Origin of the sequence: Candidatus Enterococcus moelleringii (genome assembly GCF_017377575.1) — a bacterium.
Classification (GTDB): Bacteria; Bacillota; Bacilli; order Lactobacillales; family Enterococcaceae; genus Enterococcus_A; species Enterococcus_A moelleringii.
Genome location: NZ_JAFREM010000011.1, coordinates 99,477 through 114,806, shown reverse-complemented (window position 1 = coordinate 114,806; position 15,330 = coordinate 99,477). Strand labels below are relative to the sequence as shown.

The window sequence follows — 15,330 nt, the reverse complement described above, 5'->3', positions numbered from 1 at the left end:
GCTAACTGCCTCCAATCAAAGAAAAATAGAAATTTTCCAAGCTTTCTTCCTGCTCGACAAAAGTAATCGGCCAAACATTGTGCGCGACTAATTGTTTTAAAAGATCTTCTTTTGATTCCACCTGAAAAAGCTTGGCTTCCCCTTCATGGTTGATCTCATAATTTCCGATTGTCTCTATTTCTGAAAGAACCTGGGCCAAACGCCGAGGTTCGTTGACGACCACTCGCAAGTAGTGTCGAGTTTGTTTCTCTAATTCTAACAGGCTCAGCTGTTTCACGACTTTCCCTTGATTTAAAATGATATATTGAGTAGCTACTTGATACAGCTCTGGCAAGTTATGGCTGGATAACAAGATTGTTTTCCCTTCGGAAGCCAACTGGCGCAAAAGCGCACGAATCTCCACCATACCTTGAGGATCCAGCCCATTAATTGGTTCATCCAAAACCAAAAATGTCGGATCTCCCAACAAAGCGATCGCAATGCCCAGGCGTTGTTTCATGCCTAAGGAAAACTGGTGGGCCTTCTTTTTACCAGTATCAGCTAAGTGGACCTTGGTTAACAGCTGGTCTAACTGCTCGTCATTACAAGTTAAACCTTTCATTTTAGCAAAATAGCGCAAGACCTCTTTAGCAGTTAAATGGCGAATGATCGCTGGATTTTCAATCATAAAACCCATTTGTTGATCAGTTGTTTGCGTCTTTCCAATCGGTTGTCCGAAAAGGGTCATTCTTCCAGCTGTCGGAAAGCTTAGTCCAGCAATCAGCCGCATGAAGGTGGTTTTCCCAGCACCATTTTGGCCAATCAATCCATAGATTTCACCTTGCTCTAAACAAACCGTAACTTGATCCAATGCTTTAAACTTGCCATAGGCTTTAGTTAAGGCCTTTGTTTCAAGAATGGTTCCCATCCTGTTTCCGCCTTCCCTCAAGTTCTTCCTTCATTCGTTCTGAAAAGCCTAAAAACAAATCTGCTGGAATTAGCGCCATGCCAAATGATTCCGGATCTTCATCACCTAATAAAACTAAGTTGTCCCCTTTTTTAATATTGAAAATATCACGCGCTTCTTTTGGTATAACTATTTGTCCCCGCTCCTGGACTTTTACCACACCAAACATGTGCTTGCCCTTCGGCGGGATTTTGGTGGCTGATGCTTCTTCATCAAAGCTCATTAAGTCATCCACCGTCACTTCATATAAGTTAGCCAAAGCCATGGTATTGATTAAATCAGGCATCGAATCACCGGTCTCCCATTTGGCTATCGCTTGACGCGTCACACCGATTTTTTCAGCTGCTTCTTCTAAGGTGTAATTATGCTGCGTTCGCAAAAAACGTAAATTCTTCTGAATGGTAATCTCTTTCTGATTTTTCATATCTTTCCTACCTCCCACTTTTATTTTAGCAGGAAACTTGCGGCAAACAACCAAGCAGAACAAACATAAAACGTTCGCTTTAGTTGCCTTTACAGCGGATAGTTTGTCTTAAGGTATTCATTTCAGAAAATAAGACTGACAGCTATCTCCTTTTTTGGAATTGATTTTTCCAAGTCCGGGAAAAATCAATTCTATCTTCGTACGCATATCATCCTACTAAACTTCTCGTGTCGATTTATAAGTGATTAATTGCTAAATATCTTTCTAACTTTTGCTAAACTGCGAAAAGTTGGACTGGCAAAAAAAGCCCTACATATCTTGAAGATACATAGAGCTTAAGCTTATTTATTTAGTTCTGGGAACAATAGATGCAATACTTCCAATGTCAAACGACGGCCTTTGCCAGCGTAAGGATAGATGTGCATGTGCATTGCTGGGTTGAAGTTAGCTTCGATAATTCCGTAATCCATTTTGTCTTCATATGGTTTGTCCTTATCCGGAATAATTAAGTCAATCCCACTAATTTCAGCACCCAGGGCTTCCACTGCTGCGATCGCAATCTCCTTGTAGCTTTCGTGCATTTCATCGGTGATATCGATTGAGTCGCCACCAGTAGAAATGTTGGAGTTCTCCCGTAAGAAGACTTGCTGGCCAGCTTCTGGCACACTGTTAATCGTGAAGCCTTGTTCCTTCAGCATTAATTTTTCCAAATCGCCTAGTTGAATCAGCTCCAACGGTGAGCGGTGGTGAGTCCCCCGCAACGGATCTTGGTTCTTTTCTTCAACTAACTGTCTAATTGTTTTCTCGCCATCTCCCACAACATTAGCTGGGATACGCAGAAGAACTGCTTTTACTTGATGATCAATTACAAAGAAACGGTACTCTGTTCCTTCCATGAATTCCTCAATCAATACAGAGTCGTCTTCTTTAAAGGCAATCTTCAAACCAGCAATATAATCCTCCAGCGAAGCTCCTTCTTTGAAAATAGTAATCCCTAAGCCGTAATTGGTAGATTTCGGCTTAATGACAAAGGCTTGTTGTGCATAACGTGGGTACGCTCTGCGGGCCTTTTCAATAGAAGTAAAGGTTTCACCTAAAGGCACTCGGAAACCAGCTTGATCCAAGACCATCTTCGTTACCGTTTTATTTTCCATCAGCAAAGGTGAAATGTAGGTATCTTTGCTGGTCATGTTGCCATTTTTCACATATTCTTTATGATCCCCATGTTTCAAGAAAACAAACTGGTCGCTGCGGTCCATTACATCGAACTCTAAGCCCATTTGAATGGCATCAAACAACATATTTTGCGTGGATAATTCCATTTCGGCAAAACCTGCCAATTGGTAAGGATGAGCATAGGCGATGTCATAGTATTCTCGACCTAATTGTTTTCCTAAAACCGATTGACCTTCTGCTTCATCCGCCTTCAACAAACGAGCTGCCAAGGTTAACTCTGGTTTTTCCAACCATTCTTGATAATTCGTTATCTGATCGTCAACCGGCAAATCTAATTCTTCCGCCATTTCCTGCATTTCAGCAAACATACGACGGCCTTCTTCGATATAAGCTGTTTGATGATTAGGATGCTCTAAAGAGACTTCATCATTGATTTTATTTCCAGTTTCTACCCACTCATCCGCCGGTGCCTTTTCATCGGTCCACAGCAAATACAGCATGAACAGATGGATAAATTCAACCGCCTCTTGATTAATCCCAATTCGTTCAAAAGGATTTAAGTCAATATTACGTAGCTCGACATAACGAATGCCGGTATGGAACAAGTCAGCAACTTTTTTGCCGCCCCGCATCCGAATCGGTGCGTAAAATTCTTTCTCCTCTGATAAACGACCTTGAGCAACGTTCTCAGCTAAATCTTCACTGTATTGATCTAAAGAAGCATAGGATACCTGCACATCTGGTTTATTTACATAACCAAAAGGACTAGTACGAATACTGCGAACCGGTTCGTTGGGGCGCTCTTCATCGACGAAGTACCCTTCTTCACTAATCGGTGTTGCACCAAATAAATAAGTTAACAACCAGCGATAACGTAAAAAGTTGCGGGCAATCTTCATATATAACTCTGTCTTAAAGGCTTCAGTGCATTTGTACTCATCCTGGACTTGAAAGAGTTCTCTAACTAAATCCATTCCGTATTCAAAATTAAAATGGATGCCGCTCACCATTTGCTTACGCTTGCCATATTCACGAGCCAAGAAGCGACGATACAATACATCTTCGTGCCGTTCTAACTTGGCAATGACGATATCCTCTTCTTTTTCCGGTAAAGCTGGCGGCATGGACAATGGCCACATCATTTCATTTTCCGGCATACTGCGCTGGGCCACATCATGGACCGCTGTCAAAGTAGCTAAGACTTCCTCAGCTGAATCGCTAACCGGTGTGATTAGTTCCAGCTGCGTTTCCGAAAAGTCGGTTTGAATATATGGGTGAAAACTACGATTGCCTAGTTTGTCAGGATGATCCGTTTTAGCCAAATGGCCCTCTAAATCGACTCGCTGACTTTCTTTCTCTATTCCAAAACGTGCTTGCAGCAACCACGGCTTAACTTTTTCTTGGCGCATCATTTCTTTGATTCTCATTTATGCAGGCCTCCTCATCACGCCCTATTATATAGAATATTTAGTGGAAAAAGAATGGAAATGCTTAAATTGTTTTTTTAATTTTTTCAATTAGCCTCTATTTCTTATCCTTTTGCGTAACAGCTCGTAAAATAAACTCGGCAAAGGTACGGGATGCGTAGGACAGCGTCGTCCAATTGCGCCAAGCCAAAGCCACCGTTCGTTCCGGCTGCTCTTCAATCGGTCGAATGGCCAATTCCCCCTCCATCCCCGCCAGAACTCGTTGATACATGATGGAAAAGCCCAGTCCTTGACGGATCATTTCAATAATCGAGTAGTCATCATACACTTCATACTCGATTTTGGGAACTAAACCACAGTCAGCAAAAGCCGACAATGTTACACTATAGGCTCCTTCATCTAGCAAAATCAGCGGCTCCTCTGTTAATTGTGTTAAGGACACAGTGCGGCTTTTCGCTAATGGATGATCCTTAGTAAAAACGGCCTGCATCACATCCTGATACAAAACCTTCATTTCAATATCCTCTACTGCTGCAGTGTGGACAAAGCCTAGATCTACCTGATTGTTGCGTACCCATTCTGCGATACTGGTATATTCTCCTTGGCGAATTACAAAATTCACCTCTGGATATTGTCGCTTGAAGGCTTTGATTAACGGTGGCAGCAACGTACGGCTCACACTGGTGAAGGTCCCGATGCGAATGGTGCTGTCTTTCAATCCGTTAATTTCCCGTTTTTTCTGCTGCAAGGCCTTTTCGGCAACAGCAATCGCCTGCAAGTAGGGAAAATACTGGTGACCATCATTGGTCAGGCCTAGCCCATCTTTTTTGCGCTGGATTAACAGCGTGCCCAGCTCTTGCTCTAAGGCTTTAATAATTTGACTGATGGCACTTTGAGAATAACCTAAGTCATCGGCAGCTTGGGTAAAACTGCCGGCTTCAATCACTTGGCAAAAAACCATGTATCGGGAAATCATTTGGCCACCTCCATTACATTTTCTTATGACTTCATTATAATCATTTGTTTTACTAATGTAAAAGCGCTTGCTATAATACGAAAAAATGAACATGAAGGATGTTACTAGGTTATGGAAGAAAAAGAATGGGGTTCATCCACCGAAAATATGCAAGCGGTTACTAATTGGCGTGTTTTTAGATCGGGAATCAAAGACGGCTTCCCCATCGGGATTGGTTATTTCGCGGTAGCTTTCTCGTTGGGAATCACCGTTCGAAATGCGGGAATGTCAGCCTTTCAAGGATTTATAATGAGTTTATTGAACAATGCTTCGGCAGGCCAATATGCTGCTTTGGTGGTTATTTCGGCTAAAAGCTCTTATTTGGAGCTAGCATTAGTGACTTTGATTACAAATGCGCGCTATTTACTGATGGGGTGCGCCTTGAGTCAGCGATTATCGCCGGAAATGCCTTTTATCCATCGTTTTTTCATCAGTTTTGATATTACTGATGAGTTGTTTGGCTTGATCATTTCTCGTTCCGGCTACTTGAATCCTTATTATATGTATGGCGCAGTCGCAGCGGCAGCTCCTTGCTGGGCGATTGGAACAGCTATTGGTGTTGTTTCCGGAAACATTTTGCCTCTTCAACTGGTTAGCGCTTTGAGCGTTGCTTTGTACGGCATGTTCCTAGCGGTAATTATTCCGCCCACTCGTAAAAATAAAGTAATCGGTGCTTTGGTTCTCATTAGTTTTGCGGCTAGCTATGCGGCAGCGAATATACCGATCTTTGCCGCGATTTCCAGCGGTACTCGTACTATCATTTTGACCGTCGTCATTTGTACCATCGCGGCCCTGTTGTTCCCAATTAACAAGGAGGGAGATATCCATGCCTAATATCTATATGTATATCCTGGTCATGTCCGTCGTGACCTACAGCATCCGCTTACTGCCATTGACGATTCTGCGCAAACCGATTAAGAATATTTTCGTGCAATCTTTTTTGCATTATGTCCCTTACGTTACCTTGGCCGTAATGACCTTCCCGGCAATTTTAGAAGTTACTCAGATTCCTTTAGCCGGACTAGCCGCTTTATTAACCGGCAGCTTAACTGCTTGGTACCGTGGCAATCTTTTCCAAGTGGCGATCGTTTGTTGTGTTACTGTCCTTATATTTGAAGTTTTATTCGCATAAAAAAGCTTATCTGAACATTGGTCTGTTCAGATAAGCTTCATTTTTTACTCTTCTTTTAATAGTCCTTTGAACAATCCAAGCGCAAAATCGTTTGGATCAAAGACAGCTAGGTCATCAATTTTTTCACCAAGACCGACTAATTTTACTGGCAAATGCAATTCATTACGGATCGCCAGTACAATCCCACCTTTAGCTGTTCCATCCAGCTTGGTTAACACCAAACCAGTGATATCAGTGGTTTCTTTAAATTGACGCGCTTGTGACAAGGCATTTTGTCCAGTAGTTGCATCCACTACTAACAGCACTTCATGAGGAGCTGTCGGATATTCTCGCTGGATCACCCGTCTGATTTTTTGTAATTCGTTCATTAGGTTGACTTTGTTTTGCAACCGTCCGGCTGTATCAATCAGCAAGATATCGTAGTTCTCATTTTTCGCACGAGCCACAGCATCGTAAACTACCGCTGCGGGATCACCGCCAGCATTGCCGCGAACGACTTCTACGCCTGAACGTTGGCCCCAAACAACCAATTGGTCAATCGCTCCAGCCCGGAAAGTATCCGCTGCTGCCAACAGGACTCTTTTTCCTTCGTTTTTGTATTGATTGGCTAATTTACCGATACTAGTCGTTTTTCCAGTACCATTAACTCCCACAAACAAAATGATAGATAACCCATCCGGCTGCAAGTTCAGTTGATTGTTCTCATCGACACCCTCGGCTTCGTAAATATCTACCAGTTTTTCAATGATGACATTTTGAATTTGCGACTGCTTCTTAGCATTTTTCAGTTTAACTTCTTGGCGCAAAGATTCAGTCAGCTTAATCGCTGTGTCAAAACCAACATCGGCACCAATCAAGGTTTCTTCCAGCTCTTCAAAGAATTCTTCGTCCACTCGACGGAAGCGAGCAAACAATTCATTCATGCGATCGCCGAAGGATTTCCGCGTTTTTTCTAACCCTTTGTCATATTTTTCTTGCGCACTTGTTTCAGTCGGAGCTGCAAGTTCTTCCATTATTTCTTCCGTAGCTTCTGGTGCTTCCAACTTTGCTTCCGGTAAAATTTCTTCTGGTTGAACTTCTTCCAGCTGAACCGGTTCAACTGATTGAACGGGTTCTTCCGCTGCTGTCTCTTCTGGAACTTCTTCGATTACAAGTGTTTCTTCTTCAGCTTCCGCAGGCTCTGCTGAATCGGCTGGTTCTTCGCTAGTTGCTTGATCGGCTGATTCAGATGTTTCTTCAGGTTCAACTGTCGTTTGTTCCTCGACGGCCGAAGGATCAGAATCCTCAGCTTCGGTTTCTTGTGGTTCTGTTGACTCTGGTGTTTCCTGCTCTTCTTTTTTCTCACTCATGAAGGCATTTTTTATTCGATCAAATAAGCCCATCGTATTCCTCCTTAGTTCAAAACAAATTTTTCGATTGCTTGAGCGACACCGTCAGCTTGGTTGGTGCCTGTGATGTAATCAGCCACCGCCTTCACGTCGTCCGTAGCATTTTCCATTGCTACACCGATTCCGGCATACTCAATCATTGGCAAATCGTTGGCTTCGTCGCCTAACGTTAACATTTCGCTGGCATCGATGCCTAATTCTTCACCTAATACTTTTAATCCATAAGCTTTTGTAACACCCTTAGGCATAAATTCTAATAAGTTAGGCCGGGTTTTGCAGACTTCATAGCGTTCCAGATACTCAGCTGGAATCTCTGTCATCTTTTCATCTAAATAGTCCACATCAATGGCGGCAACTACTTTGTTGTATAACGTATCTTTTGTTAAATCCTCGATAGCTGCTGGGAAATACGTTACTTTTTTATTCATCGTTGGATACAATGACACATGTTCAGGAGCCGTGTTCAATTGTAAACAACGAGCATCCGATAAAATATCCATCGGCAAAGGCAATTGTGTGAACAGTTTGTAAAGATCTTGCACCTGTTCTAGATTCAAGGCCGTTTTACCTAACAGTTCGCCGGTATTGTTTTTTTGAATTAATCCGCCGTTAAAGGTGATGGAATAATCGCCTTCATCAACTAAGTTTAACTCTTCTAAATATTCGCCAATCGCGATTAACGGGCGGCCGGTACAAACGACAATTTTAACTCCTTGTGCTTTCGCTTGAGCCAAGACCGCTTTATTTTTATCAGAAATCGTTTTAGCATCAGTCAATAGCGTACCGTCTAAATCAATTGCTACCAATTTTATCATGGGACAGCTCCTCTCCAGTTTCAAATTTACCACCTTCATTAACTTGCTCCAAACGAACCGAAATAATCTTCGATACGCCGGATTCTTGCATCGTAACACCATACAATACATCGGCAGCTTCCATCGTTCCCTTACGATGAGTCACTACGATGAACTGGGTATCATCTTCAAATGAGCTTAAGTAGCGGCCAAATCTCGAGACATTGGCCTCATCCAAAGCTGCCTCCACTTCATCCAGCACACAAAACGGTACCGGACGAACCTGGATAATCGAAAACAGCAAAGCAATTGCTGTTAAAGCCCGCTCTCCCCCTGAAAGCAAGGACAAGCTTTGCAGCTTCTTGCCGGGCGGTTGAGCTTCGATTTCAATCCCGGTATTCAATAAATCGTTAGGATCCGTCAGCAATAGTTCAGCCCTGCCGCCGCCAAACATATTAGGAAATACTTCTTTAAACTGTTCCCGGATAGCTTGGAAAGTGGTGAAAAAGCGTGATTTGACCTCATCGTCCATTTCATCCATCGTTTCAAACAGCTGTTCTTTGGCAGACAGTAAGTCGTCTCTTTGAGTGGTTAAGAAATCGTAACGCTCTTCTACTTGCTCGAATTGTTCGATTGCATTCAAGTTGACTGGTCCTAATTTTTCAATCGACTGTTTCAAGCGAGTTACTTCCTGCTGGGCAGGTCCGACATCAATCGTCATATCTGCCATCTCTTCCGCCGCAACAAAGCTCAAACTGTATTCTTCCTGTAAATAATCCAATTCATTATCTAGCTGCAATTCTAAGCGGTTCTTCTGCACGTCGGCTTGTGATTGCTGAGCCAATAATTCTTTTTGCTCCCGGTTGGCTAAAGTTAGTTCGCCATCGGCTTTGTCTACCTGCATTTGCAGTTCCTGACGTTCTTGCTTCCAGCCAGCTAACTGAGCGACTAATTGTTCATGCGTCGTCTCTAGCTCAGCTAAACGCTGGTTCAGGCTTTCCACCGTTTCTTCGTGGGTAGAAGAGTCGTTGGATAAAGCCAACAGCTGATTTTCCAAGCTGTCCATTTCATTGACTAAGACAGTCAGCTGCTGGTGCTGCATGATCTGCTGCTGATTTAAATGATTCAGCTGCTCTTCCATTACTGCACAGTCGGCTTGGAAACGGCTCAGTTGAGTAGCAATTGTTGACCGACGTTCTTCCAGCAAATCACTTTCTTGATTCAATTGCTTAATTTCCTGATCGGTGCGCTGTTGTTCAGCCTGCAGCTGCTCCGCTTTAGCTTCTAATTGGGCTTTTTGCTGCTGGTAATCCGTCAAAAAGCGTTCCAATTCTTTGGCTTCGTAAGAGAATAAAGTATGTTCTTTTTCCAAACGAGTCAAATCAGCTTCTAAACGCTCCAGCTCGCTTTGGGCTTCTTGGTAGGTTAAGCGAGTTTGCTCACCTTTTGTCCGCAAAGCTTCAATCTCAGCTGTTTGCTCTTGAATCAACTGCTGCATATTCTTAACTAGCAATTCTTTATTTTTTAGATCCCGGTTTAATTCTTCATAGCGTTTCGTCAAGGTTTCTAGTTCGTGACCTTGATTGAATAAATTCCCCCGACTGCCCTGCTTGGTAGCACCACCAGTCATCGATCCGCCGGCATTCATAACATCGCCTTCCAAAGAAACTACCCGCACTTGGTAGTGGAGCTGTTTGGCCAATTGGTTGGCACTGTTCAAATCGCGGGCAATAACGATCCCGCCTAACAGGTTCTCCATAACAGTCGAAACTTTTTGTTCAAAGGAAACTAACTGACTAGCTACTCCAATGAATCCTTCATGACCTTTCACTGCTTGGTAGTGATGATTGGCTAAGCTGCGGGGCTTAATCGTTGTTAACGGCAGGAAGGTTGCTCGGCCGCTACGTTGCTGACGCAAATAGGTGATGCCTTTACGTGCATCGGCTTCATTCTCTACAATTACATGCTGCGCTGCCGCACCTAAGGCAGTTTCAATTGCCAAAGCATATTCCTGTGGTACTTCAATCAACTCAGCTACCGCACCGACAACACCTGACAGCTTGTCTTTATGCTGCAAGACGCTGCGGACACCTTGATAAAAGCCGCTGTAATTTTCTTGAATTTCCTGCAGGCTCTTTTTACGGGCCCGAACTTGTTGGACTTGATTCATCAGCTCGTACATTAAGCTTTGTTCGTGACTTAGGCGTTTTTGCTGCTTAGTCGTTTCTTCTGTTAATTGACGATACGCTTGTTGTTCATTGATTAACTGCGTTTCAACCGTTTCTGCCCGCTCTTGTGCTGCGTTCTGTTTCTCTTGCATTTCTTTTACTTGAGTCTGCAAGGCTTCAAAGCGGGTCACGCTTTGCTGATTCTTCGCTGTTTCTTGATTGTATTGGCGCTCTAAATATTTCAATTCATTGCTGACATTGGCTTGCTCTTGCATCAATTCTACGTAGGTGCCTCTTAAATCTTCTAAGACTTCCTTCGTAGACTTTTGGTATTTAATCGCTTCAACCGTTAGCTGAGCAATCTCTTTATCCAAAGCCGTTTTTTCAATTTCTTTTTGCTGCTGCTGCTCTTCCAGTTGTTGGATGGCAACTTCAACGGCTTTTTGTTTTTCACGGTTTTGAGCCAAAGAGGCTTGGTACTCTTCACTAGTTTTTTGGGTGTTTTTGGAGCGTTCGCTTAACAGCTCCTTTTGCCCTTCAGTTTGCTTAAGAGCTTCAGTTAAATGAAGCAACTGCTGCTGGCCATTTTCCAGCTTCTCATCCAGCTTGCCGCGTTTTTCCCGCAGGTTGCCTAGCTGTTGTTCCGTTTGCAGAATGAAGTGAGAGCGCTCTTCGACAGTGGCCGATAATTGCTCGAAATCTGTACAGGCTGCTTCCCAAGCTTGTTTGTTGGCTTTGATTTTAGCAACTGTCAAGCTGACATCCATCTCAGTCAACTGTTCCTTCAGCGCTAAAAATTCCTTGGCCGCTTCACTTTGGGCAGCCAAGGGAACCAGCTGATCTTCTAATTCGTAAATAATATCTTGAACACGGTTTAAATTGTCCTCGGTTTCAAACAACTTTTGTTCCGCTTTGCGTTTGCGCTGTTTGTATTTCAACACACCGGCAGCTTCTTCAAAAATTCCCCGACGGTCTTCTGGCTTGCTGCTGAAAATTGCCTCTACTTTACCTTGGGAGATAATCGAGAAGGACTCCTTACCTAACCCAGAGTCCATAAACAAATCTTGGATATCCCGCAAACGACAGGCTTTTTTATTGATGAAAAAATCACTTTCTCCCGTTCGACGATAGCGTCGGGTCACACTGACCTCGCTAAAATCCAAAGGCAAATAGTGATCCGTGTTATCTAAGACAACCGTGACTTCGGCAATATTTAATTGTTTTCTTGCTTCCGACCCGGCAAAAATGATATCCGGCATTTTACCGCCCCGCAGATTTTTTGCGGATTGCTCACCGAGAACCCAGCGGATAGCTTCGGTAATGTTGCTCTTGCCGCTGCCGTTAGGTCCGATGACTGCCGTCACGCCGGTTTCAAATTCTATTTTGGTTCGTTCAGCAAAGGATTTAAATCCGGCTATTTCTATACGTTTCAAATACACGAAAGGTGTACCTCCATTTATACTCTAAGTGATGCCAATGCCTTAGCTGCGGCATCTTGTTCCGCTAATTTCTTTGACTTTCCTTTTCCTGAACCAATCAGGCGATCATCTACATAGACCTCAATCGTAAATGTTCGTTCATGGGCTGGTCCTTCTTCACTAACTAACCGGTAGTCAATCGTTACATCACCGCTTTTTTGCAGAACTTCCTGCAGGCGGGTCTTATGATCCATTTCCCGGGTAAATTCTCCGGCTTCGATCTTAGGAAAAATTACCGTTTGAATGAAGTGAAGTGCGGCTTCATAGCCTTGATCCAAATACAGAGCACCTAAAAAGGACTCAAAGAGATCACATAGTAAAGATGCGCGATTGCGACCGCCGGAGTTTTCCTCTCCTTTGCCCAGCAATACATATTGATCAAAATGGCATTCCTTCGCAAATTTAGATAAGCTGTCCTCGCGAACAATTGCCGAACGCAATTTCGTTAGTTTGCCCTCTGGTACATCTGGATATTGACGATATAAATAATGAGAAACTTGAAGCTCTAATACGGCATCTCCTAAAAACTCTAAACGTTCATTATCAGAAAGCTGCATGTTGCGGTGCTCATTGACATAGGACGAATGGGTAAAAGCCTGTTCCAATAACGTGACATCATGAAAGACAATGCCATAGCGTTCTTTTAACTCGTTGATCAATTGCGTATCCATTGGCTACATTCCTTTTTTAAAGTTTTACATCACGCTCTATTATACTGTTTTTTTACGAATTTTTAAACGAGAAGCGATAATAGTAAGAAAAACTTGAAAAACAGCGATTGAAGGTTCTCAGATAAAAAAAGTCCGAAATTTTTTCAAAAAACTGCAATTTTTCTATTTACAATAAAATTTCTTATGTTACAATATTGTTACAAAAAGATTAAGGAGTGATTACTTTGAAAAAGTGGCTTTTACTAGGCGTCTGTGTGTTGGCTTTCCCACTGGCAGCCCATGCCGAATCAAACGAAACAAATGGAAATGAGGCAGCTCTAACTGCTCAGGAGGAAACCTTAACATCAACTCAAAACAGCGATGAGGTTAACACCGTTGCATCCACTGAGCCAACTAATGATCCATCAAATACAGCAACCAGCGATTCCGCAGCAGCAGTTGAACCAGTTGTCACCACTGACTCAAGCAGCCCCCAAGGAACAGTATCTGACAAAGAAGCCGAAGATGTGCAAAATAAAGTTGTCGAAGATATTGAAAAAGACTTAGGGATCAAAGCTTCGGAGGAAAAACAGGACACGAATCTAACTGCCCAGCAATGGCGAGAAGCGCTATACGAAATTGGTGGAAACTTAATATCCAAAGAAGAAGTGGACAGCTATACCGATCAGCAACTATTAAACGCTCAAACCTTATTTGAACGTTACAACTACGACACAGTCGGCATGGATGCTAGTAGCTTTGCGCGCTTATTACAGGCTTTATATAAGGACAATACTCTTTCCTATGAAGCTGCAACACAAGCATTATCATTTAATCCTAGAAACTACCAAAGCAGCTTAGATTTGATTCCAGTGGTGGATCAATTGCAGGCTTACTTAAAAGCAATGTATCCAGCTAACAGCAGCTTCTGGGGAGTTCGCAGTCTAACTAACGACGAATTGATTGCGATTTTGAAGCATATTGCTCCAGTACAACAAAAAATCATTGAACAAAGAGGCTACTTATGGCCAGGAATGATTGCCTTGATTTCCAACTATGCGGAAAAAGGCATTCCAGCAACTGAAGACTCTACCCAACAAACCCAAGAAAGCAGCACTGCTGAATCAACCACAACTTCTTCAACCAAGCAAGCAGCTGCTACGACGCCATCTTCATCCGAAAGTCAAACTATCGTGCAAAAGCTTTTGCCAAAAACTGGGGAACAACGAACCATTTGGATGGTAGTTATCGGACTAATTATTGTCGGTATCGTTGCCTATGTATGGTTGCGCAAGAGCCGCTCTCGTCATTAATCAGCGGTTGAAAAACAGGATTAATCGCTGAATCAAGTTGAAAGAACCGCTCGCGAAACCTGCGAACGGTTCTTTTTTAGGTTAAAAATTCGCGATACAAACGCTCGACATTTTGATAAAAGATTTTTTCGATCTCGCTAGTCGTAAAACCAGCAGCTTGCAAACCAAGTTCGATTTTTTCAATCGCCCGAATATCTGCCAGCTCAGGATTTTCTTCGATGCCATCAAAATCTGAGCCTAAGCCGATACAGTCAACACCACCAACTTGGACAAAATGCTTGATATGATCTATTAAACCCTCTACCAATGACTGCTGGCTGCCTTCAGGACGAATAAAGGCTTCGTAATAATTCATTCCGATCACACCGCCTCGGTCAGCGATCCCGCGAATCAGCTCATCTGTTAAATTACGAGAGTGATTGCAAATAGCCCGTGCATTGGAATGACTCGCCACAAATGGACGCTTCGTATAAGTCAGTACATCCCGAACTAATTGATCCGAACCATGAGAAACATCAATCATCATTCCCAGCTCTTCCATCCGTCGAACGATTGAAATCCCTTTTTCAGTTAATCCCTGCTGCTGGGAAGCCAATGATTGTTGTTCATCATTCCAATAAACAGCATTGGGATAGCCGATTTCATTTTCGAAATTCCAAGTTAAGGTCAGCATTCGCACACCTAAATCATAGAATTCCTGCAAACGATCTAAACGGCCTGCTAAAGGAGCGCCCTCTTCCATCGTCAATAAACTACTCAAAAGTCCAGCTTGCTGATTGGCTTCGTATTCAGCCATCGTTGTTATCGGCCGAATCAAATCAGTATTTTTTTCTAGTTCTGCTTGATAGCAGGCAATCATTTCCCGACAAACTCGGTAAGGATCATCTACTTCATCAAGCTGAACGAACATAGCAAAATTTTGCAACACCGTACCGCTTTCCTTCATCCGCCGCAAATCAATTTGGAACTCATTTTCCCGCAGCTGGGCAGCAGGTGTTTGATAAATCTTAAAGATCGTATCACAATGCAGATCGATCGCCTTCATTTTATCGCCTCCGTTTATTAGAAAAGACTACGAAAAAAACGCAAAATCCTGCGATTCTGCGTTTTTGTTCCTAGCCTTGATGTTCCAAAATGTAATCAACTGCAGCACCAACGGTTTCGATTCTTTCTGCTTCATCATCAGAAATCTCTGTTCCGAATTCATCTTCTAATTCTAGAATAAATTCCATGATACTGATTGAATCTGCATTTAGATCATCCTTGATACTTAGCTCAGGTGTTACCTTTTCTTTGTCTAATTCAAAATGGTTTGAGATTATCTCAGCCACTTTTCCGAATACTTCCTCACGCGTCAACAACATTCACCTCCACACAATTAACTTCATTTTTCCATTCAAATACCAGAAGGTCATTGTA

At 42.9% G+C, this 15,330-nt stretch carries 13 protein-coding genes; 3 read left to right on the top strand and 10 right to left on the bottom strand.

Annotation, left to right across the window (positions count from 1 at the left end; genetic code table 11):
• Nucleotide 1: 1 nt before the first annotated feature.
• The 4 genes from JZO70_RS06765 to JZO70_RS06750 all read right to left on the bottom strand — a co-directional run bounded on the left by JZO70_RS06765 (nucleotide 2) and on the right by JZO70_RS06750 (nucleotide 4,949).
• Nucleotides 2-907: an ABC transporter ATP-binding protein gene (locus tag JZO70_RS06765; RefSeq protein ID WP_207672780.1), complete on the bottom strand. Its 906-nt coding sequence runs from the start codon at nucleotides 905-907 to the stop codon at nucleotides 2-4.
• The gene (locus JZO70_RS06760; protein ID WP_207672779.1) at nucleotides 891-1,370 is read right to left on the bottom strand and encodes a helix-turn-helix domain-containing protein; all 480 of its coding nucleotides are present in this window, start codon (nucleotides 1,368-1,370) and stop codon (nucleotides 891-893) included. Before JZO70_RS06760 ends, JZO70_RS06765 begins: the two co-directional genes overlap by 17 nt.
• Nucleotides 1,371-1,711: 341 nt before the next feature.
• Entirely contained in the window at nucleotides 1,712-3,973 is a 2,262-nt protein-coding gene (gene gshAB / locus JZO70_RS06755; protein WP_207672778.1) for a bifunctional glutamate--cysteine ligase GshA/glutathione synthetase GshB, read from the bottom strand.
• 97 nt (nucleotides 3,974-4,070) lie between these two features.
• Complete coding sequence (locus JZO70_RS06750) at nucleotides 4,071-4,949, bottom strand: LysR family transcriptional regulator (RefSeq protein WP_207672777.1); 879 nt, start codon at nucleotides 4,947-4,949, stop codon at nucleotides 4,071-4,073.
• 111 nt (nucleotides 4,950-5,060) lie between these two features.
• On the opposite strand from JZO70_RS06750, the gene JZO70_RS06745 reads away from it, so the two are divergent.
• Nucleotides 5,061-5,822 carry an AzlC family ABC transporter permease gene (locus JZO70_RS06745; protein WP_207672776.1) on the top strand — a complete coding sequence of 254 codons (762 nt, stop codon included), beginning with the start codon at nucleotides 5,061-5,063 and terminating at the stop codon, nucleotides 5,820-5,822.
• Entirely contained in the window at nucleotides 5,815-6,120 is a 306-nt protein-coding gene (locus JZO70_RS06740) for an AzlD domain-containing protein (RefSeq protein ID WP_207672775.1), read from the top strand. Before JZO70_RS06745 ends, JZO70_RS06740 begins: the two co-directional genes overlap by 8 nt.
• Before the next feature lie 44 nt (nucleotides 6,121-6,164).
• Here the strand turns inward: JZO70_RS06740 and ftsY are convergent, their stop codons facing one another.
• From ftsY to rnc, 4 genes are read right to left on the bottom strand one after another with little or no spacing between them, the layout of a single operon-like run.
• Complete coding sequence (ftsY, locus tag JZO70_RS06735; protein ID WP_207672774.1) at nucleotides 6,165-7,502, bottom strand: signal recognition particle-docking protein FtsY; 1,338 nt, start codon at nucleotides 7,500-7,502, stop codon at nucleotides 6,165-6,167.
• Nucleotides 7,503-7,513: 11 nt separating this feature from the next.
• Entirely contained in the window at nucleotides 7,514-8,323 is an 810-nt protein-coding gene (locus JZO70_RS06730; RefSeq protein WP_207672773.1) for a Cof-type HAD-IIB family hydrolase, read from the bottom strand.
• Complete coding sequence (gene smc, locus JZO70_RS06725; protein WP_207672772.1) at nucleotides 8,301-11,909, bottom strand: chromosome segregation protein SMC; 3,609 nt, start codon at nucleotides 11,907-11,909, stop codon at nucleotides 8,301-8,303. The genes JZO70_RS06730 and smc overlap by 23 nt, the downstream gene beginning before the upstream one ends.
• Before the next feature lie 17 nt (nucleotides 11,910-11,926).
• Nucleotides 11,927-12,619, bottom strand: a complete 693-nt coding sequence (gene rnc / locus JZO70_RS06720) for a ribonuclease III (RefSeq protein ID WP_207672771.1) — start codon at nucleotides 12,617-12,619, stop codon at nucleotides 11,927-11,929.
• 224 nt (nucleotides 12,620-12,843) lie between these two features.
• Between rnc and JZO70_RS06715 the strand changes: the two genes are divergently transcribed.
• A complete protein-coding gene (locus JZO70_RS06715) occupies nucleotides 12,844-13,911 on the top strand; it encodes an LPXTG cell wall anchor domain-containing protein (protein WP_207672770.1) in 1,068 nt (355 codons plus the stop codon).
• Between the two features lie 76 nt (nucleotides 13,912-13,987).
• Here the strand turns inward: JZO70_RS06715 and JZO70_RS06710 are convergent, their stop codons facing one another.
• Nucleotides 13,988-14,956 carry a dipeptidase gene (locus JZO70_RS06710; protein ID WP_207672769.1) on the bottom strand — a complete coding sequence of 323 codons (969 nt, stop codon included), beginning with the start codon at nucleotides 14,954-14,956 and terminating at the stop codon, nucleotides 13,988-13,990.
• A gap of 70 nt (nucleotides 14,957-15,026) precedes the next feature.
• Entirely contained in the window at nucleotides 15,027-15,269 is a 243-nt protein-coding gene (gene acpP, locus JZO70_RS06705; RefSeq protein WP_278252590.1) for an acyl carrier protein, read from the bottom strand.
• Between the last annotated feature and the right edge of the window lie 61 nt (nucleotides 15,270-15,330).